The sequence below is a fragment of the Diaphorobacter sp. HDW4B genome, assembly GCF_011305535.1.
Taxonomy (GTDB): domain Bacteria; phylum Pseudomonadota; class Gammaproteobacteria; order Burkholderiales; family Burkholderiaceae_C; genus Diaphorobacter_A.
Genome location: NZ_CP049906.1, coordinates 64,942 through 84,564 on the forward strand (window position 1 = coordinate 64,942; position 19,623 = coordinate 84,564).

18 protein-coding genes are annotated in these 19,623 nt (G+C 61.5%); 5 read left to right on the forward strand and 13 right to left on the reverse strand.

The genetic code is table 11. The annotated features are described in order from the left end of the window. Positions 1-180 precede the first annotated feature (180 nt). From G7048_RS25150 to G7048_RS25205, 12 genes are all read right to left on the reverse strand, one after another. Entirely contained in the window at positions 181-1,602 is a 1,422-nt protein-coding gene (locus tag G7048_RS25150) for an MmgE/PrpD family protein (RefSeq protein WP_166071223.1), read from the reverse strand. A gap of 45 nt (positions 1,603-1,647) precedes the next feature. Next, complete coding sequence (locus tag G7048_RS25155) at positions 1,648-2,691, reverse strand: amidohydrolase (protein ID WP_166071224.1); 1,044 nt, start codon at positions 2,689-2,691, stop codon at positions 1,648-1,650. Between the two features lie 6 nt (positions 2,692-2,697). Further along, positions 2,698-3,408: an ABC transporter ATP-binding protein gene (locus G7048_RS25160; protein ID WP_166071225.1), complete on the reverse strand. Its 711-nt coding sequence runs from the start codon at positions 3,406-3,408 to the stop codon at positions 2,698-2,700. After that, positions 3,395-4,174: an ABC transporter ATP-binding protein gene (locus G7048_RS25165; protein ID WP_166071226.1), complete on the reverse strand. Its 780-nt coding sequence runs from the start codon at positions 4,172-4,174 to the stop codon at positions 3,395-3,397. The genes G7048_RS25160 and G7048_RS25165 overlap by 14 nt, the downstream gene beginning before the upstream one ends. Then, positions 4,171-5,166, reverse strand: a complete 996-nt coding sequence (locus G7048_RS25170) for a branched-chain amino acid ABC transporter permease (protein WP_166071227.1) — start codon at positions 5,164-5,166, stop codon at positions 4,171-4,173. The genes G7048_RS25165 and G7048_RS25170 overlap by 4 nt, the downstream gene beginning before the upstream one ends. A gap of 1 nt (position 5,167) precedes the next feature. Next, positions 5,168-6,037 carry a branched-chain amino acid ABC transporter permease gene (locus G7048_RS25175; RefSeq protein WP_166071228.1) on the reverse strand — a complete coding sequence of 290 codons (870 nt, stop codon included), beginning with the start codon at positions 6,035-6,037 and terminating at the stop codon, positions 5,168-5,170. A 48-nt stretch (positions 6,038-6,085) separates the two neighbouring features. Beyond that, positions 6,086-7,258 carry an ABC transporter substrate-binding protein gene (locus G7048_RS25180; RefSeq protein WP_166071229.1) on the reverse strand — a complete coding sequence of 391 codons (1,173 nt, stop codon included), beginning with the start codon at positions 7,256-7,258 and terminating at the stop codon, positions 6,086-6,088. A 228-nt stretch (positions 7,259-7,486) separates the two neighbouring features. Next, complete coding sequence (locus tag G7048_RS25185) at positions 7,487-8,398, reverse strand: LysR family transcriptional regulator (RefSeq protein ID WP_166071231.1); 912 nt, start codon at positions 8,396-8,398, stop codon at positions 7,487-7,489. Positions 8,399-8,504: 106 nt separating this feature from the next. Beyond that, positions 8,505-9,917 carry an MmgE/PrpD family protein gene (locus G7048_RS25190; protein ID WP_166071232.1) on the reverse strand — a complete coding sequence of 471 codons (1,413 nt, stop codon included), beginning with the start codon at positions 9,915-9,917 and terminating at the stop codon, positions 8,505-8,507. Between the two features lie 17 nt (positions 9,918-9,934). Further along, positions 9,935-10,255 (reverse strand): DUF4387 domain-containing protein, encoded by a 321-nt coding sequence (locus G7048_RS25195; protein ID WP_166071233.1) that lies wholly within the window; start codon positions 10,253-10,255, stop codon positions 9,935-9,937. Beyond that, complete coding sequence (locus tag G7048_RS25200; RefSeq protein ID WP_240933405.1) at positions 10,252-11,634, reverse strand: acyclic terpene utilization AtuA family protein; 1,383 nt, start codon at positions 11,632-11,634, stop codon at positions 10,252-10,254. Before G7048_RS25200 ends, G7048_RS25195 begins: the two co-directional genes overlap by 4 nt. After that, positions 11,631-12,995, reverse strand: coding sequence for an LLM class flavin-dependent oxidoreductase (locus G7048_RS25205; RefSeq protein WP_166071234.1), 1,365 nt, complete (start codon positions 12,993-12,995; stop codon positions 11,631-11,633). Before G7048_RS25205 ends, G7048_RS25200 begins: the two co-directional genes overlap by 4 nt. A gap of 250 nt (positions 12,996-13,245) precedes the next feature. On the opposite strand from G7048_RS25205, the gene G7048_RS25210 reads away from it, so the two are divergent. The 5 genes from G7048_RS25210 (at position 13,246) to G7048_RS25230 (ending at position 19,100) form a co-directional block, all read left to right on the forward strand. Continuing rightward, entirely contained in the window at positions 13,246-14,316 is a 1,071-nt protein-coding gene (locus G7048_RS25210; protein WP_166071235.1) for a flavin reductase, read from the forward strand. A 124-nt stretch (positions 14,317-14,440) separates the two neighbouring features. After that, the gene (locus G7048_RS25215; RefSeq protein WP_166071236.1) at positions 14,441-15,919 is read left to right on the forward strand and encodes an aldehyde dehydrogenase; all 1,479 of its coding nucleotides are present in this window, start codon (positions 14,441-14,443) and stop codon (positions 15,917-15,919) included. A gap of 24 nt (positions 15,920-15,943) precedes the next feature. Next, the gene (locus G7048_RS25220; protein WP_166071237.1) at positions 15,944-16,945 is read left to right on the forward strand and encodes a tripartite tricarboxylate transporter substrate binding protein; all 1,002 of its coding nucleotides are present in this window, start codon (positions 15,944-15,946) and stop codon (positions 16,943-16,945) included. Between the two features lie 29 nt (positions 16,946-16,974). Beyond that, the gene (locus G7048_RS25225) at positions 16,975-17,856 is read left to right on the forward strand and encodes an NAD(P)-dependent oxidoreductase (protein ID WP_166071238.1); all 882 of its coding nucleotides are present in this window, start codon (positions 16,975-16,977) and stop codon (positions 17,854-17,856) included. Between the two features lie 260 nt (positions 17,857-18,116). Next, positions 18,117-19,100, forward strand: a complete 984-nt coding sequence (locus G7048_RS25230) for a tripartite tricarboxylate transporter substrate binding protein (RefSeq protein WP_166071239.1) — start codon at positions 18,117-18,119, stop codon at positions 19,098-19,100. A 48-nt stretch (positions 19,101-19,148) separates the two neighbouring features. On the opposite strand, the gene G7048_RS25235 is transcribed toward G7048_RS25230, so the two are convergent. After that, complete coding sequence (locus tag G7048_RS25235) at positions 19,149-19,508, reverse strand: hypothetical protein (protein WP_166071240.1); 360 nt, start codon at positions 19,506-19,508, stop codon at positions 19,149-19,151. Positions 19,509-19,623 lie beyond the last annotated feature (115 nt).

Consider the following 19,623-nt stretch of genomic DNA (forward strand, 5'->3'; position numbering starts at 1 on the left):
GACATGTTTCAAGCCTGCTTGCCACCATGAAGATATGTACCACGCCTTTTGGGCCAGCCCAAAAAACCATCACTGACTATATCGACCCTGCCGAGCGCAAGAGGGCCGAGCAGGCCAGTCAAATGAAGCGTGGGGGCGCTGCGGGAAATCGCACTCGGAACACAGGCAACCGCATCCCACTCATCTCACAAACTCCGCCGGTCTTTCCGCCGCCAACAACTCAAGCAGAGATGCCACACTTTCCATGCGCTCGATGGACTCGACCTGCTGGATGATCTGCTCCATCGCGGAGGGTGCCAGGCAGCCCGCCGCGACATTGCGGAACTTCTGCTCCACTTCGTAGGCCGACAGCGGATTCTCGGGACTTCCACGGCGATGCAATATCTCGTGATGCAGGCGCTTGCCGTCGCGCGTTGTGATTTCAACGCGTGCGGCATGACGATACGCGGCTCCCATGGCGTTGATTCCCGGATCCGCGCTGGCCTCGATGCGTTGGATGAACGCAAGAATGGCGGGGTCGGCCAGCCGGTCTTCGTCGTATTGCGCGACGAAGGCGACTCCATCGAGCGCGATCACGGCAAGCCCAAAAAACAGGTTCATCTGTGCGGCGGTCACGCCCTGGGCCTGATAGGGCCAGGCGCAGTGCACATAGGTCATGTGGCTCACACCGACTCGCACCAGAGCGATATCCGTCGCATCGAGCGCGTGGGAATCCATCAGCTCACGCAAGGCATCCATGGCCGCGTGAATGCTGGTCACACTGGCGTGCGGCTTGTAGCCGACCTTCTCGATCTCCCATTCGTGCCCAAGTCCCTGTGTCAACCGGTCCGCGTTGGGCTGATCGCTGTAGCTCGACAGGTAGCCACCATAGGCTGCCTCCAGCACATTGCCGATGCCCGTGAAGCCGCGTTGCGCCAACTGTGCGGCATACACGCCGCTTTGCGCCGCTCGTCCCGCGTGCAATCGCTTGACCATGGCACCCTCCTGCGCCGCCATCAGCCCGCCGGCTTGCGATCCCGCGATGCCCAAGGCATGTTGCATCTGCCGGGCATCCAACCCCAGCATCCAGCCAGCGGTGGCTGTGGCGACAAACACACCGGAGGTCCCCTGGGGATGAAAACCGCGAAAGAACAGATTCATCGTGGCCGCATTGCCGACGCGGATGCCCAGTTCGTAACCGCAGGCCAGCGCCGTCAAAAACTGCTTTCCGCTGCATGCACTGCCGCGGGCTTGCGCCAATGCGGCTGCCACCGGCAAGGCGATGGAGCCCGGATGCAGGATCGACTCCTTGTGGATGTCGTCGAGTTCGAAAGCGTGCCCTGCCGTGCCGTTGACCAGCACGGCACCCGCCGCCGATGTCGCGCGTCCCGTGCCGAACAGTGCCGACACGGGCGTCGCCTGCTCCGCCTCCACCATGGCCTGCACCTGCTGAGTCCACGGCAGAGTCATGCCGTAGAGGCAGCAACCGATGCTGTCCAGAAGACTTGTCTTCAACCGCGCAACCGCTGCGGCAGACAGATCGTCGAAGCGCATGTCCGCTGCAAACGCCGCCAGCGTTGCGGTGGCCCCTTCGAGCAAGGGCTCTTCATTCGAATCACGCATGTGGTCTCTCGCAAGTGAGATAAGTCGCTGAGCCAATCCGCTCCATCAAGCACCGAGGCGATAGACCTTCGCGGCCGTTTCCTTGAATAGCCAGTGCTTGTCCTCCGCGCTCGCTCCCGCCGCCAGTCGCTTGAAGGCATTCCAGACCACGCCATATCCTGCGGCGCTGCGGTCTACGGGAAAATTGCTTTCAAACATGCAGCGCTCAGGTCCAAAGGCCTCGATCACCGGATCGAACCAAGGTCGCCAGGCATCGGCCAATATCTGCGACGATGGTGGCTGTGCGCGCTGGGCAAAGCCATAGCCGAAAACCGCTGTGCCCAGACCGCCCAGCTTCACGACCACATTGGGGCACTCGGCCAGATGCCTCAGCCACGGCAGCCATTCCAAGCGCGCCCTGTCCGCCCTGCCCTCGTAGTCTGCTACGCCAAGCACGCCGCCGATATGGTCGAGCACCAACGTCGTTTCAGGAAACGCACTGGCCAAGTCCAACACTTCCCTGATCTGTGGGTGGTAGACCCATGCGTCGAAGCTCAGCCCATGCCGTGCCAGTTGCGCGTAACCCGCGCGAAACGCCGCATCGCCATACAGGCCCTGCATCGCGCGGGGCAGCACGCCGTGCTTGAAGGTTGGATGGAAAGCGCCGCTGTTGCGAATGCCGCGAAAACGGCCATCACCGGCAGCCACCTGAGCGGCCAGCACCTCACTCACCGCCTCGCCCAAACGCAGGTCGGCATAACCCACGATGCCTGCGGCGATCCGGGTGTTCTTCTGCCGCTGATTCGCGTCCTTGGTAATGGCCACTACGGATTCGGTTTCTCCCACGGGCTGCAACGCAACGGAGCCCTGCTTGCGATAACTCCAGCCGCATTGCACATAGACCGTGGATTCGATGCGATGCCCCGCACCATCTTCCAGCAGCTCGTCGGGGAAGTAGCCGCCCCAGTGTTCGGAGAAATGGTGGTGCGCATCGATGATCGGGAGATCCGGCTCCAGCACCTCTTCACGGCTTGCCTTGAGCCATTCTGCCGACGGCTGCTGGTGTTCGATGAGCAGCAGATCGGTAGCAACGTTTTCAGTGGTTCGCATGATCTTTCAAACTCCCAGATAAGCCTTGCGCACAAATGGATCTTCGAGCAGTTCGCCGCCCTTGCCCGACTTGACCACCTCGCCATGCTCCAGTGCATAGGCGTTGTGCGCCAGTCGCAGCGCCAGCCGCGCGTTCTGCTCGACGAGCACGATGGACATGCCCGATTGATTCAGGCGGCGAATCGCATCGGCGATCTCGGCCACCACCTTGGGTGCAATGCCAAGCGACGGTTCATCCAGCATCAGCAAGCGCGGACGCGACATCAGCGCGCGACCTATCGCCACCATCTGCTGCTCTCCTCCCGAAAGCGAACCCGCCAATTGCGCACGCCGCTCCTGCACACGCGGGAAAAGCTCATAAATCATCTTCAGCGTTTCGGCCCGCTCGGCTTCCGACTTGACCGTGTGTGCACCGATCAGCAGGTTCTCCTGCACCGTCATGCGCGCAAACAGGCGTCTGCCCTCCGGCGACAGCGCAATGCCCTTGAGCACGCGCTGCTCCGTCGGCATGCGCTGCACCTCGTCGCCTTCCACGCGGATGCTGCCTGCGCTGCTGGCCACCAGTCCCGCGATCGCCTTCAGGGTGCTGCTCTTGCCCGCACCGTTGGAGCCGATGAGCGCCACGAGCTCGCCCTTGTTGACTTCGAAGCTGACGGAGCGAACGGCTTCGAGCTTCCCGTAATGCACACACAGATTCGATACTTCAAGCATGGGCATATTCGGGCGCTCCCAGATAAGCCTCGACAACGGCTGGATTCACACGCAACTCCTCCGGCGTTCCCTCTGCAATTTTTTCCCCATGCACCAGCACCACAATGCGCTCGCACACCTCCATGACGATGGCCATGTGGTGCTCCACCAGCAAGATCGTCATGCCATGTTCATCACGCAGGCGGCGCAGCAAGCGCGTCAGCTCATTGCACTCCTCGTGATTCAAACCTGCGGCCGGTTCGTCCATCAGCATCATCGAAGGCCGTGTGGCCAAACCGATGGCGATGCCGAGCTTCTTCTGCAAGCCATAGGCCAGAGTGCCCGCCTCCATGTGCCGCCATTCCTGCATGCCGACGATGTCGATCACGCGGTCGATCTCGGCCTGCACTTCCTCGCGTGCCAGCAGCGCCGAGCTGCGGCGCATGAGCACCTGCGGGGCAGATCCCCGGATGCGCGACAGCAAAGCGTTTTCGATGTTGCGCTCCACGGTTTCATTCGCGAAGGTGGTGGTCGACTGGAACGTTCGCACCAGGCCGCGAGAGACAATTTCGCTGGGCCGTTTGCCGGTGATGTCCTGTCCCGCAAACAGCACTTGCCCTTTGGTGGGTGCCAGCACTCCGCAGATGGAATTGAACGCGGTGGTCTTGCCTGCCCCATTGGGACCGATCAAACCGGCAATCTGCCCTTGTTGAATCGAAAAGCTCAGATTCTTCACGGCCGCCAAGCCACCGAAATGCTTGGCCAGCCCCTTTACTTCCAAAATGGCTGTCATTGAGAACTCCGAGAGGAACGCAGCATTCCCACCAGACTGGCAATGCCGCCCGGCAAAAAGCGAAGAATCAGAATCAATGCAGCGCCATAGAACATGTGCTGCGTCTGCACCGCGCCGCGAAACAACTCCGGCAGCGGTGTGAGCACCAGTGCGCCCAGCACGGGGCCGTACACCGACTTGCGACCTCCGATCACCAGCATGGTGATGAACGCCACGGAAGCGCTGGTGCCGAATGACTCGGGCGATATGAAGCCGACATAGCGAGCGATCAGCACGCCACCCATTCCCGCCAGAACGGAGCCGATCACATAGGCCACGATCTGAATGCGCAGCACATTGATGCCCGTCGATTCGGCCAATGCCGGATTGGCTGCCACGGCTTCCATCGCATGGCCGAGAGGACGTTGGAAAAGCCAGATCATCAATCCAAGCGAAGCCACCGCCATCACCAGCGCCAGCAGATAGAAACGTTCGCGCGAATCGAACAGCCAACCGGCGATCTGCATGGGCGCGATGCCCGCGATACCGCTTGCACCGCCGGTGATCGGCGCAGCATCCAGCAAGACCAGTCGCACCAATTCTGCAAACGCGAAGGTGACCAGCACAAAGTAGACCCCCTTCAATCGCAGGATCACCCATCCGAGCAAGGCCGCCAACAGCGCCACGAACACAAGACCCAGCAAGGCAGAAGGGACAACGCCCATTCCCGTCCAGGTGACCAGCAGCACCGAGGCATAGGCCCCGAGCGCCACCGGAGCGGAATGACCGAAGGAGAGCTGGCCGCTGCGATCGATGAGCGACAGCCCGTTGACGATCACGATGTTGATGCAGGCCATGATGGCCAGATGCAGGACAAACTGCCCCGCCAGCCAGGGCCAGACGGCCAATGCCACGGCAGCCATGGCGACAGCGAACAGCACGGGCCTGAAGCCTGCGCGAGAGGTCTCCCGATTCGCCGGGGTGACTGGCAAGGGTTGTGCACGGGTATTCATCTCACGCCTCCCCTTTGCCGATCAGCCCACGCGGGAAAGCCAGCATGCCCACGATGACCAGAATGAAAATCAGCATGTCCGCCGTGCTGCTTTCGAGGAACAGCGCTGTGTAGCTCTCCAGAAGTCCAAGGCACAGCCCCGCGAGCGCGGCACCCGGAATGCTGCCCAACCCACCCAGAATCACCACCATGAAAGCCTTGAGCAACGGCGCCTGTCCCATGAAGGGCGACACCGAAAACAACGGTGCCATCAACGCGCCCGCGATGGCCGCCAGCCCAATGCCAATACCGAATCCCAGTGGGTAGTAAAGACGCGCCTTCACGCCTTGCAGCGCTGCAATATCGGCATCTTCCACCACCGCGCGCAGGCCACGCCCCACAGCGGAATGCCGCAGAAACACATACAGCAGCACCAGCACTGCGACCGCAAAGGCGATCACATACAAACGCGAGTTCGCCACGGTCACACCCAGAAAGCTGGAGGCCCCGGTGGCGATGGCAGGCACGGACACTGGGTCCGGCCCGAACACCATCAACGCCACGTTCTGCAAGATCATGGCCAGGCCAATGGTGACGATCATGCCGTTGAGTTCGTCCTTGCGAAACGGCTTGAGCACCAGCCATTCCACCAGACTGCCAAAGACAATCGCAATCACCACGGTGAGCACCACGGCCAGCAGAAATGGCGCACCCAGATGCACCATCAGCACATAGGCGGCAAACGCGCCCAGCATGTAGAACTCACCGTGCGCAAAATTCACCATGCGCATCACGCCGAACACCAGCGTGAAGCCCACGGCCATGAGCAGGTAGAGCAGGCCGACGACCAGTCCATTGACGGTCGCCTGGCCGAGCAGGAGATACCAATTCATATCGCGAAGAACTCCGTTTGAGTTGTGAGGGCTCTGATCGGGAACCGCTTACTTGCAGCCCTCGACCACGGTGCATCGCGCGCGCGTCACCTCGGCGCCGTTCTTCACTTCGGCCAGATAGAAAGGCACGGCCAGTTGATGGTTGATGCCATAACGGGTTTTGCCGGTCCAGCCCAGCTTGCCCAGTGCGCCATCAAAATCCTTGATGTTTTCCAACTCTGCTGCCACCTTCTGCGAATCGGTCACGGTGCCAGCACGGCGCATGGCCTCGAACAGCATGTTGGTGAAGTCGTAGTACGGTGGGCTGAAGCCGTTCACCGAGGTCTTGTACTTGGCCGCGTAAGCGTCCATGTATGCCTTGGTGGACGGCAGCGATGGATCGAGCACCGCGTAGACGATCATGCCTTCCACGGCTTCCTTGCCTGCCACGCCAATGATCTCGGTGGTTGCAGGGCCACCGGTGCGCACGATCTTGCCTTTGAACCCCAGCTCGCGCGCCTGCTTGACGATCAGCCCTGCCGTGGCTGGCGAGTTGCCGTTGATGTCGATGGCATCCATGCCACGCGCCATCATCTTGGTCAGCATGGGAACGAAGTCGACGCGGTCGCGTTCGTAGAACTCCTTGGCTGCCATCGTGCTACCCGCCTTGGTGTATGCGCCCTCCAGATCACGCGCCATCACCTGACCGGTTTCGTCGTTGGGGAACATGGCTCCGACCTTCTTCACGCCCAGGCTCTTGACCAGCCAGTTCACCTGTTGCTCGGCAAACTCGACCGTCGTATTGACCGGGCGGAAGCTGAAGGGCTTTTCTGCTGAAAGGGCCTTGTCGGTGAAACCCAGCGTAGAGGTGATCACCTGGTTCTTCTCGGTGATCGGCTGCACCGCCAGAATCGGAGCCGAGCCCGTCGGGCCAATGATGTATTTGACCTTGTCCTCGAACACCAGCCGGTTGGTGACCGTGACCGCCTCGCCTGCCTGGTACTTGTCGTCGTAGGGAATGATCTGGACCTTGTACTTCTTGCCCCCCACGTCCAGGCCACCCGCAGCGTTGACCTTGTCGGCCGCCAGCTCCGCAGCGTTCTTCATGGCCTGACCCCACGATGCACCTGCACCGGACAGCGTGACCACCGCACCGATCTTGAGCGTCTCCTGCGCCGAAGCATGCAGGGCGAAGCCGCCCAGAATCATGGAAGCGAGGAGGGAAGAAGTGAATCGAGTCATGTTTGTTGTCTCCAGAATTTGTATGCCGCCCAAAGCGGGCCCTTATGTGGCAAGAAAATTCTGACTTACGAGACTCTGACCAGAAAATCACCAATCCCTATGCATTTATTGAGGCGGTGAATAACCGCGATTTGAATGAAAGAAAAAAAAGAACGAAGGAACAGGCACTGTATCGGCATCCTCACACGATGTGCCAATCGAAGCCAAAGGCTTCGTGCAAAAACAGAACTAAATCAGCGGCACAAACTCTGCATGCAGATGGTCGCGAAAGCTCTGCACCGCGGAAGTGATGGCCGCGCGACGCGAGACCACGCTGCCGTAGTTGCGCGTGGCATGGAAGTCGGCCAGCTCCACAATCACGCGCGATTCGCGTGCGTTGATCTGCGCCATCGAGCGCGGCAGAAAGCCCACGCAGCTGCCGGTGTCGAGCATGCCCATGAGCGTGGGCATGGTGGTGGCTGTGGAGGTCTTGAGCGTCGCGCCAAAACGCGCAAACTCGCCCGACAGCTTTTCGCGCAGGTTGGTGTAGCGGTCCAGAAAAATCATGCGGTACGGCTGGATCATCTCCACCGTCACCTTGGATTGATCGGCGAGCGGATGCTTGGCCGGGACGACCAACACGATGGGCTCTTCGGCCAACGGCTGGAACTCGATGTTTTCGTAGTCGCCATCGATGGCCGTCACGCCGATGTCGGCCATGCCGCCGCTGAGCGTGCCCAGCAGCATGTCGAACGGCATGTCGCGCAGAACGACCTGCACGTCGGGAAAGCGTTCGCTGTACGACTGGATGATGGCGGGCAGAAAGGTGGCCGCAATCATCGGCGTGGCGGCAATCACCACGCGGTTGCGGGCTGCCTCGGAGCGGTCCTGGAACTGGCGCAGCACGCCATAGAGACCGGACAGCGCCTCCTGCGCTGCGGTGCGCAGCAGCTCACCATCTTCGGTGGCGTAGACGCTGCGCGTGGTGCGCTTGATGAGCTGCACGCGCAGCACGTCTTCCAGGCGCTTGACGCGGCTGGACACCGCCGGCTGCGAAACGCAAAGACGCTCCGCAGCACGGCTGAAACTGCCCTCTTCGATCACCACCAGAAATGTCTCGAGTTCCGGCAGGTGAAAACGCAACTGCGGATGTCTGTTCAATATGCCCCCACAACCAACACTATTGGGTCAATCCCAGCAATTGGGATAGATCAAAAGACCCGTCAATATTGATTACAGAGGATATATCAAGCAGCCTTTTCGTGCGTCAAGTGCGCAGCATTTCCACCATCTTTCGGGCGGGCGTTTCGGGCTTGGCATCCAGCAGCGCGTGCACCACCTGCGTCGCGCGCTCCTTGGACAGGACGATGCCGGCCGTGCCGTGGAATTTGGTGACGATGTCCTCGCGCGTGAGCGCTCGCACTCCGCTGCCCAGATTGACGGGAATGCGGCAGGCAAGCGTCTCTCCGGAATCCAGCTCGATCGTCACCGCTCCCGAGAAATGTAGCGGGAAGGGCGAATCGCGCTCTTCGATGCAGGTCACGCGCCGGGCCAACGCCAGGGTGGCTTCATCCTTGAGCGCATCGTCCTCCAGCTCGGCCAATCCGAATCGACCCTTGAGCAGACAAGCAGCCACCACGAATTGCGCACTGAACTTGGCTTCGTAATCCGAGCGCGGCACCACCTTGGCAGCAGCCGGTTCAGCCACGATGGGCAGCGTCGGCGCAGGCAGCTCGCAGGTGATGCGGACGATGCGGCTCTTGTCTTTGACTTGTTCATGCAGTCGCAGTGCGGCTTCGGCGGCACCATGGATGAAGTGGCACACGGGGTAAGGTTTGATGGCGGTGTCGAGCAAGGCCCAGTCGCGGCCGAGCCCGTCCACGATGGCGGCATAGTTCACATCGCCCACATGGGCTTGCATATGGGTTTCGAAGAAGCCGAACCGACCCTCGTAGGGACGAAGCGGCGCCTTGAAACCGTTCTGCACCAGATGCGCTGCGGTGATGCCAGCCGACGCACCCAGCCCCGGATGCAGGCGCTTGGTCCATGCACCATCTTCAAGGAACACCTGCACGCTGGCAGACGTGCTCGCCGCAATGCCTTGCGCCCCCACGATCTCCGCTGCGTTCAGCCCCAGCAGCTTGCCCGCCACCACCGCCGCACTGAAATGCGAAAGCAGCCCGGTCGCATGAAAGCCCGCGTGGTGAAAGCCGCCTTTGACCGCCAGCCCCAGGCGGATGCAGGTCTCCATGCCGCTGACATAGGCCGCAATCAGTTCGCCCCAGGTCTGGTCTTGCACCTCGGCGAGCGCCATGGCGGCGGGAAGGCAGGCAACCGTCGGATGCACGATGCCGCCCGGATGCGTGTCGTCAAAATCCAGGCCATGCATGAGGTAGGCATTGGCCATGGCCGCATCGCGTGCGGAGAGTTTGAGCGCGCAACCGACGACGCTGGCCTCGCCCGACCCACCCGCCACCGCGATGCCTTTCAGGCCCGGGGCCGCAAACGGGAAATGGTGGGAAGCAAAACCGATGCCGATCGAGTCGATGATGTGGTGCACCGATTTGTCCCAGACGGGCTTGGGCAGATCGGATGCTTTCACGCCGACCGCGAAATCGGCGAGCTGCTGTGCGATGTTTTCCGCTGGCGCGTTGTTCGCGCTGGTAGTGTGGTTTGCCATTTCTATTTTGTCTCTGACTAGCTAGCTTGGATCGGAACCTCGATGTCCAGCAATGGTGCATGCTGCTGCGCGCCGTAGATATCCGTATCTCCTATCGCGCCAGATGGAATTCGCCGCGCGATGGTGGCCTTCCACGCCAACGCGGGCGGGTATTCGGTGAACTGCACCGATTCGGCAGGCACACCGTACAACTGCGCGATCAGCTCAGCACGGATCACGCCCGTGGCGCGCACGCGCTCGAACAGCTTGGGATCGTCGAACATGATGTCCAGCGTGATGTGAAACGGTCCTGCATTCTTGCTCTTGCAAGCCTTGGCAATGTCTTTCAGGCGCGTCATGCGGCGGCTCCTACGGTTTCGTAGTCAATGGGGAACATGGTCAAAGGGTCGTCGATCTCGATGACATGCTGGAGCATGAATTCGTAGATGGCACCGCGCTCCACATCGGACGGCGAGAACGGAAACGCCATATTGCCTTCGCGGCACATGCGGCCGGGAAAGTCCGAATGCAGCAGCGTCACGCGCGCCAGCGACAGCGCCGCATTGGCAATCTCCTGCGTCGTTGCGACCACCTCGGCGATCAACGAGACCTCGATGGGCTTGGCATCCTTCGATGGCTCCCACGCACCCATCACACCATCGCGTCCGTAAACACGCAGCACGAGCTGGTAGTCGTCCGTGGACAGACCCAGTGCCTTGACCTTGGTGGCAGTCGATTCACGCACGAAATCCAGAAAACTGTCGATCTGCCCGATGAGCCCGGGATCGCGCGTCGCAGCAATCGTGAATGCGCTGAAGCCCACGCGCCGCGCGCCTTCGAGCTTGATGGTGTAGGGTGCGGGCTTCCACTGCATGCCGGTGATGCGCACCACCCTGTCCGTCACCGCCGTGATGCTGCAGTGCTCGCTGTGCACCACGCCGCCGGGCTCGTAGCGAATCACGGGACTCGCGTTTTCATGCAGCGCCTGCACCGCCACCGACATGGGTGTGCAACGCAGTTCGGGATTGAGCGGCTCGGCCTGCACAAAGTCCTCGCCCACGGTCACGAGCAGGCAATCATGCTTCTTGGGAATCGCCGCATTGCAGGCGCATTCCAGCATCTTGCCCGCATACCAGGCCGGCGCTTCCGGCACGCCATGGTGCATGGCCAGTGCCACCCACGGTGCAGGGTCGGTGCCCCGACCACCCAGAATCACCTGCGCACCTTCGGCCAAAGCACGGCGATAAGGCTCGGGGCCCATCATGCCGACAATGCGCTCTGCCCCCTCGATGTCCTGCGCCCTGAGTTGCGGCGCATTGCCAAGAGGACGGAGCTTGCCTGCGTTCAACTGCTCCAGCAGAAAGCCCTTGTCCTGCTCGGCATGGATCAGCGCCATCTTGAAGCTCAAGCCGTGTTCCTTGGCCACTTCGCGAATGATGTCGGCACAGATCTGCAGATGCGGCTCTCCGCCCGCGCCGCCGCAGGTGCCCACCATCATCGGAATGCCGTTCTTGATGGCCCCGCGCAGCAGCAGCGACAGATCGCGCTTCATCGCCAGACGTGAATTCAGCGTCTTTCCCGAGCCCAGATAATGCGGCCCCGGATCGGAGCTGCCGCCGTCCACGCCGATCATGTGCGGCTTGCGCTCCAGCGCCGCGTTCAGCGAGGCCTCCGGAAAGCCGTAGCCCAGAATGCCGCTCGCGGACATCATCCGCACCTCGTGATTTGTCTGGCTCATTGCGCGCCCTTCTTCCAGTCGCCAGCGTTAGGACGACGCAGACCCAGCGTGTCGCGCAGCGTCGTGCCCGGATATTCCTTGCGGAAGATGCCACGGCGTTGCAGCTCGGGAATCACCAGACGCACGATGTCCTCGTACGTGCCCGGCACAGTAGTGCCCGAGAGCACAAAGCCGTCGCAGGCGTTCTCGAACCATTCCTGCATCTGATCGGCCACCTGAGTGGGGGTGCCCACAAAGCACGGACCGTCGTTGAGCGTGCCGCGACCAGAGGCTTCCACAAAGTCGCGCACCGAGGGGTTCTTCTTGCCACTGACCTGAATGACCTTGTCGCGCAGGCTCTGCCAGGACACGGCGGCCAACTCCTCATCTGTGAATGGTTGGTCGTAAGGACGGTTGGAGAAGTCGATGTTCAGCGTCTCGCCGATCATCGTCAGCCCGTCGATGGGACGCGACAGGCTGGCGATCAGGTCGCGCTTTTCCTTGGCGATGCTTTCCGTTTCGCCCACGATGATTTTGAGCTCCGGTGCAATGCGCAGCAGTGACGGATCGCGGCCCGCATTCGCCACGGCGTCCTTCAGACCCTTGTACTGCTTCTTGCCGCCTTCAAGCGTCGGATACTTGCAGAAGACGACTTCGGCCCAGCGCGCGGCAAACGTCAGCCCGCGACCGCTTTGTCCCGCCTGCAGAATCACCGGATTGCCCTGCCGCGAGCGCGGCACTGACAGCGGTCCGCGCGATTTGAAATACGTGCCTTGATGGTCGAGTCGGCGCACTTTGTCGGGATCCGCATAGATCTCGGAGGCCTTGTCGTTGATGATGGCGTCGTCGGCCCAAGTGTCCCAATGCCCCATCACGACTTCCATAAACTCGTCGGCGCGGTCGTAGCGCAGATCGTGCTCCAGATGCTCTTCGTGGCCGAAGTTGGCGGCTTCAGAGTCGTTCATCGAAGTGACCACGTTCCACGCTACACGGCCTTTGGTCATCAGATCCAAAGTCGCATAAAGCCGCGCCACGTGATAAGGCTCGTAGTAAGTGGTCGAGTAAGTGGCACCCAGCCCCAAGCGCGAAGTCGCCATCGCCATCGCCATCAGCACGGCGGTGGGCTCCAGCTTGGTGGCACGCACACCGTACTTGACGGTATCGCGGTGGCTGTTGCCGTAGATGTCGGGAATGGCAAGCCGGTCGTCGAAAAAGGCCATGTCGAACTTGCCCTCTTCCAGCGTGCGCGCCACGCGCTGGTAGTACTCGGGACTGAGCGAGTCCGTCATGCTGTCAGGGTGCCTCCACGAGCCCGCGTAGTTGGTGCAGTTCTGCGCCTGCATGAAGGCGATGAGCGACATTTGGCGTGGTGTTTTGGACATGGGCGTTTGTCTTCCTTGAGTTGTCGTGTGGTGACTTGGAGCGCCAACGCGGCGCACGATGGGAAGTATTCGCACAAGGACCCGAGGCGGCAATTTCCGGACTCTGATGGACTTATTGACCAGCCGAATAAATGCCGGTGGCGGGCATTCATTGCTGGCGCTTATGAATCAATTGAAGCTCGCGATTTGTTCTGCGGCCCGACGCGTCTCAAACTTTGACCATCATCAAAGCAGAGGTCCAGGAGACTGCATGAATTTCGACAGCAAACATCTGCGCCAAGTGCTGGGAGCCTTCCCCACCGGCGTGACCGTGGTGACCACCATCGATGCGGGAGGCAACCCGTTCGGCGTGACAGCCAATTCGTTCAGCTCGGTGTCGCTCGATCCGCCACTCATCCTGTGGAGCCAAGCCAATACATCAAGCAGCCATCCGGCGTTTCGCGACGCCGATCGCTTCGTGGTCAACATCATGGCCGACGACCAGATCCCGATCGCCAACCAGTTCGCGAAGTCCGGCGTGGACAAGTTCGCAGGCGTGAAGGTGAGCCCGGGCATTGGCGGTCTGCCCGTCATCGACGGCAGCGCGGCCCATCTTCAATGCCGCAAGGTGGCGGCCTATCCCGGCGGCGATCACACCATCTTCATCGGCATGATCGAGCACATGGAGCGCTCCACCCGCAACCCGCTGGCGTTCGGTCAGGGTCGCTACATGGTCACGTTCGCACATGACCTTGGCGGGCACGTGAGCCAGGATGCGCAGCCCGCCAACCTGTCAACCATCCAGGCCGTTCGTCTGGCAAGCGCCGCGCTGCCGGAAATCTGCGAAGAGATCGGCCAGCGCACGCTGGGCATCGCCGTCTGGGGCAACCATGGACCCACTCTGGTGCGATGGGAACCATCCAAAAATCCGGTCAGCCCCAATCTGCAGACCGGCGTGGTGGTGAACCTCACCCAGTCCGCAACCGGCATGGCATTCACCGCGTTCATGAACACCGAGCAGGTGAGGCGCTCGGTCGATGAAGAACTGGCCATTCGGCGCACCTCCGGCAACCTGGATCTGGCCGATTTCGAAGCCCGGCTCGCAGATGCGCGCAAGCACGGTCTGGCCCGCTCGGTAGGCAAGGCTCCCTCGGATCGCCACCAGATCACGGTGAACGCCTTCAGCGCGCCGGTGTTCGATGCCAACGGCGACATGGCGATCGTGCTGTCCACCACTTGCGCGGCGGATCGACTGACTCCCGATTGGGAGGGCGACGTCCCGCAAGCCTTGCTGGGCGCGGCCAAGAGGCTGTCCGGCATGCTGGGAGCCAAGCCCTCTTGAGACGGTAAAGAAGTGAAAAGCTGCGCTACTCCCAATTTACTTTCTAACCCATCGTGATGACGATGTGCGCGCGCTTTTCACTCTCGCAAAACGAATCACATAACAAACCCGAACCGGAGACACAGTGACCAAGCAGTACCAACTCTTCATTGACGGCCAATACGTCGCGCCCGCCAACGCACGCACCATGCCCAGCGTGAACCCCTATACAGGCGAAGTCTGGGCACACATTCCAGACGCTGATGCGGTCGATGTCGAGCGCGCGGTGTCCGCCGCAGAGCAGGCCTACCAGAACGTCTGGCGCAAGACCTCGGGCGTGGCCCGTGCAGCGCTGATGAACAAACTGGCCGGGCTGATCGAATCGCAGGCCGAGCGCATGTCCATCATCGAGACCACCGACAACGGCAAGGTGATCCGCGAGACCTCCTCGCAGATGAAATGGGTCGGCCGCCAGTTGCGATTCTTTGCGGGCTACGCAGACAAGCTGTACGGCCAGCACATTCCACTGGATCAACCGGACACACTCGACTACGTGATGTACGAGCCCTACGGCGTCGTCGGCTTGATCACCGCCTGGAACTCCCCGCTTTCGCTGCTGGCCAACAAGCTTGCGCCTGCGCTGGCTGCGGGCAACTGCGTGGTGGTGAAACCTTCGGAACACGCATCGGCATCGACGCTGGAATTTGCCGCGCTCGTACAGGAGGCTGGTTTTCCCGCAGGTGTCTTCAACGTGGTGACGGGCGGCGCGCAGGTCGGCCAGGCCTTGGTGAACGCCAAGGGCATCTCGCGCGTGAGCTTCACCGGCAGTCCCGGTGTGGGCCGCGAGATCGCCGCCGCCGCAGGGCGTCGTCTGATTCCCGTGACGCTGGAGCTGGGCGGCAAGTCGCCCAACATCATCTTTGACGATGCCGACATCGGCAAGGCGGTGATCGGTGCGCTGGCGGGCATCTTCGGTGCCACCGGCCAGACCTGCGTGGCGGGCTCGCGCCTGCTGGTGCAGCGCGGCGTGTACGAACAGGTGCTCGCCGGTGTGGCCGAACGCGCGGCGCAGATCCGCATGGGCGATCCTCTCGATCCCGCCACCGAAATGGGCACGGTCGCCAACGAGCCGCAGTTCAAGCGCATTCTGGGATCCATCGAGCGTGCGCAAGCCGTCGGTGCGCGATTGGTGACCGGCGGCAAACGCGCCACCGGTCCGGGTCTCGACAAGGGCTACTTCATCGAACCCACGGTGTTTGCCGATGTGCGCAACGACAGCGAACTGGCGCAGGAAGAAATCTTCGGCCCGGTGCTGGCCGTGATTCCGTTCGACACCGAAGAGCAAGCCATCGCCATGGCCAACGACAGCCGCTACGGCTTGGCCGCAGGCATCTGGTCGCGCGACATCAACCGCGTCATGCGCGTGAGCCGCCAAATGCAGGCGGGCAGCGTCTGGGTGAATACCTACCGCGCGCTGGCCGCCCAAGCACCGTTTGGTGGCTTCAAGGAATCGGGCATTGGCCGTGAGCGTGGCGAAGTGGGTCTGCACGAATACCTGACGACGCGCAACGTGATGATCGATTTTTCGAACGCCGAGCGTGATCCGTTCGCCATCAAGAACTGACACCAACCATCACAGGGGACAACCATGAACATCCATGACACGCCGCCGTCACTGCGCCGCCGCTCGCTGCTGCTGCTGGCTGCGGCAGGCACCGTCGCCGCGCCGTTTGGTCTTGCCAACGCAGCGGACTATCCGAACAAACCGATCAAGCTCATCGTGCCCTTCCCGCCCGGAGGTTCGGTGGACACCGTCGCACGCACACTCGCACCACAGTTGCAGCAACAGCTCAACCAACCCGTGGTAATCGAGAACCGGCCCGGCGCCAACAGCGTGCTGGGCGCGCAATCGGTCAAGCGGGCAGCGCCGGACGGCTACACAATCTTGCTGAACGCATCGCTGCAGGTGGTGAACCCGTTGATCATGACGGCCACCACTTATGACCAGGACAAGGACTTCGCACCCATCACCTACGTCGGCGCGCTGCCGCAGTTGGTGCTGGTGTCCGCATCCAGCCCCTACAACAGCCTGAAGGACATGCTGGACGATGCACGCAAGCGTCCCGGCGAAGTGCAATGGGCGACCGCCGCCTATGGTGCTGCAGGCCATCTGGCTGCCGAACTTCTCGCCTCCAAAGCGCAGGTGAAGATGCCCATCGTTCCCTACAAGGGCGGCGGTCCCGCGCTCAACGATCTGATCGGCGGACATGTCCAGGCGATGATCGAGCCCATGGCATCGGCCTACCCGCAGGTCAAGGGCGGTCGCCTCAAGGCGCTGGCCGTCACCACTGCCAAGCGATTGCCTGACCTGCCCGATCTGCCCACCGTGGCCGAGAGCGGCTTCAGCGGCTTCGACATGCCAAGCTGGTACGGCTTCTGGGCTCCCACGGGCACGCCATCCGCAGCGGTCGCGCGCATCAACGCGGAAGTGCGCACCGCCATGCAGGCACCTGCGGTGGTCAGCAAATTCTCGTCGATGTTCTTTCAGCCGGTCGCGTCATCGCTCACGGAATTCTCGACCTTCATACAGCGCGAGACCAGCATGTACAAAGAGCTGGTGGCCAGCGCGAAGATCCGCATCGAAGAATGACCGAACAACCCCTCCAGGAGACATCCACAATGAACACCCCCATCCAGAAGCTCGGCTTCATCGGGCTGGGCGTCATGGGCGAGCCCATGTGCGCCAACCTGCTGCGCAAGTCGGGCCTGCCCGTCACGATTTTTGACCAGTCCTCCGAACCCATTCAGCGGCTCGCAGCTCAAGGCGCGAAGGCGGCAGAATCCATCGAAGCCGTCGCCGCGCAATCCGACGTGGTGTTTCTCTCGCTGCCATCGATCAAGCAAGTGGAAGTCGTTGCGACAGTGCTGCTGAATGCGCCTGTGAAGCCCCGCATGATCGTGGACATGAGCACCAGCGACGTGGCCGGCACCCGCGCGCTCGCGGCGAAAGTCAACGCCGCAGGCATTGAATACGTGGACGCCCCCGTTGCCCGTACCAAGGAAGCCGCCGTCAACGGCACGCTGTTCATCACCGTGGGCGCCACGCCGGAGCAGTTCCAGCAACTGCTGCCCCTGCTCTCGCACATGGGCAGCGATGTGCTGCATTGCGGCGACACGGGCTGCGGGCAGATCCTCAAGATTCTCAACAACATCACCGTGCTGATGACGGTGAATGCCTTGTCCGAAGTGTTGACCATCGGTCGCCGCGCGGGCATCGAAAGCAAAGCGCTGTTCGAGGCTCTGTCCAAGGGATCAGCCGACAGCTTTGTCCTGCGCAATCACGGCATGAAGTACATGGTGCCGGACAACTTCCCCGAGAAGGTCTTCCCGGTCGACTACGCGCTCAAGGATGGTCTGCTCGCGATTGCGCTGGCTGACGCCTCTGGCTTCAAGCCGCATATCGCGCAATACACCTGCGATCTGCTGAAGAAAACACAGGCCGCTGGCTTCTCGCAAAACTACCACCCGGTGATGATCAAGCTCGTGGACGGCCGCGCATAACGTATCCACCGTCGCCGTCACGCCGCACCCTTCGGCAACCCGAATGAAGCCCGCGATCCACCCATCGCGGGCTTTGTCGTTTGCGCTCCAGATCGATCGGAGACCCACGCTCCGACCAGTCATTGCGCTGGTGAATAAATGGATTGAGACCTGCAATTTGTGAACCCCCTCCTGCATCTCCAGAATTTGATTCCGGGCAACGAATCCATTCACAAAAAGTGCTTTGCGAAGACAACGACAAGGCATGCAAGGAGCAACACATGGCGATCAACAGACGCGAATTCATCGGTGCCACTGCGGCGGTTGCGGGCGGGGTTTTCTCCGGCAACTCGATGGCTCAGACGAAGGCCTATCCCGACAAGCCGATCCGCATCATCGTTCCGTTTGCGCCCGGTGGCGGCACCGATTTTTCCGCGCGGGTCTACAGCACAGCGCTGGCCGAAAGAATCGGGCAACCCGTGATCGTGGAAAACAAGCCCGGTGCGGCTTCCACCATCGGCACGAATCTGGCACTCAAATCAGCTGCCGATGGCTACACGCTGTTGGTGATTTCCGGCAGCTATGTGGTCAACCCAAGTCTCTACAAGCTCGACTATGACCCGGTGCAGGACATCACGCCCATCATCCAGCTCACCGAGAGCGGCTATGTGCTCGCAGTCAACGCCAAATCACCCGCGAAGAATCTCGCCGAACTGATCGAGATGATGCGAGCCAAGCCGGGAGAAATATCGTATGCGTCAAGCGGTCAGGGCGGGCACCTGCAAGTCGTCACCGAGTACATGCTCGGGCTAGCCAACGTCAAAGCCAAACACATTCCTTATCGCGGCACCGGGCCGGGCCTGGCCGATTTGCTCGCAGGCACGGTGGACATGATGTTCGGCGGCACCGAGGCCATCATGCAGCATGTGGCTGCGGGCAAGCTGCGCGCGCTGGCTGTGGGCACGCCTCATCGGCTAAGTGCCTTTCCGGACATCCCCACAGTGGCAGAAGCGGGCGTGCCCGGCTACGACGTGGTCGCCTGGCACGGCATGATCGCGCCCAAAGGTGTGCCACCACAGATCGTGGCGACATTGAACAAACACATGAATGAGATCGTTCACGACCAGGCACTCAAGAAGAAAACCGCGCACTTGGGCGTGGACGGTTTTGGCGGGACACCGGCGCAATTTCAAAAGCTGCTCCGAATGGAGGTTGATCGCTATGCGCAAGTGATTCGCGACGCGAACATCAAGGCCGGGGCCTGATCGGAGCGAATGGCGCCGGAGAGGCGTACCGGAACCCTTGGCGTTGCACTAGGCCATATCCAGCGGCATCCCATTGGCACCGAACACCACGCCGCGTTCTTCCAGCTTTTTGCGGGCTGCATGGTGTATCACTCCACGCTTGGGCACATCGCGCTCCAGCAACCTGCGCAGTGTGGCAAGGCTGACATTGGCGTTGTGCACCACCTCCATCCGCACGCCCCAGAATCGGTCATTCGCAAAGCGATCCAGAATGTCGGCGTCTGCATCGGGATTCATGACGGCAACTGCCCTGATGGACTGATTGGGATCCGTCAGAAACGGCTCCAGCTCCTGCGCATTAGCCGCGCCGGATGCGGCAATGTAGCGACGCTCTTCTGCAGCTTTCTGCTCGGGTGTTTTCTTTGCCATAAGGTCCTCAGAAGCATATGGAGATCGTTCAACCTGCATTCTGACGCATGCACCCTACAGCGTGCTGGCATCAACTGCCTTGCTACGCTACTTGGCGGCCGTGGCGAGAACCGTA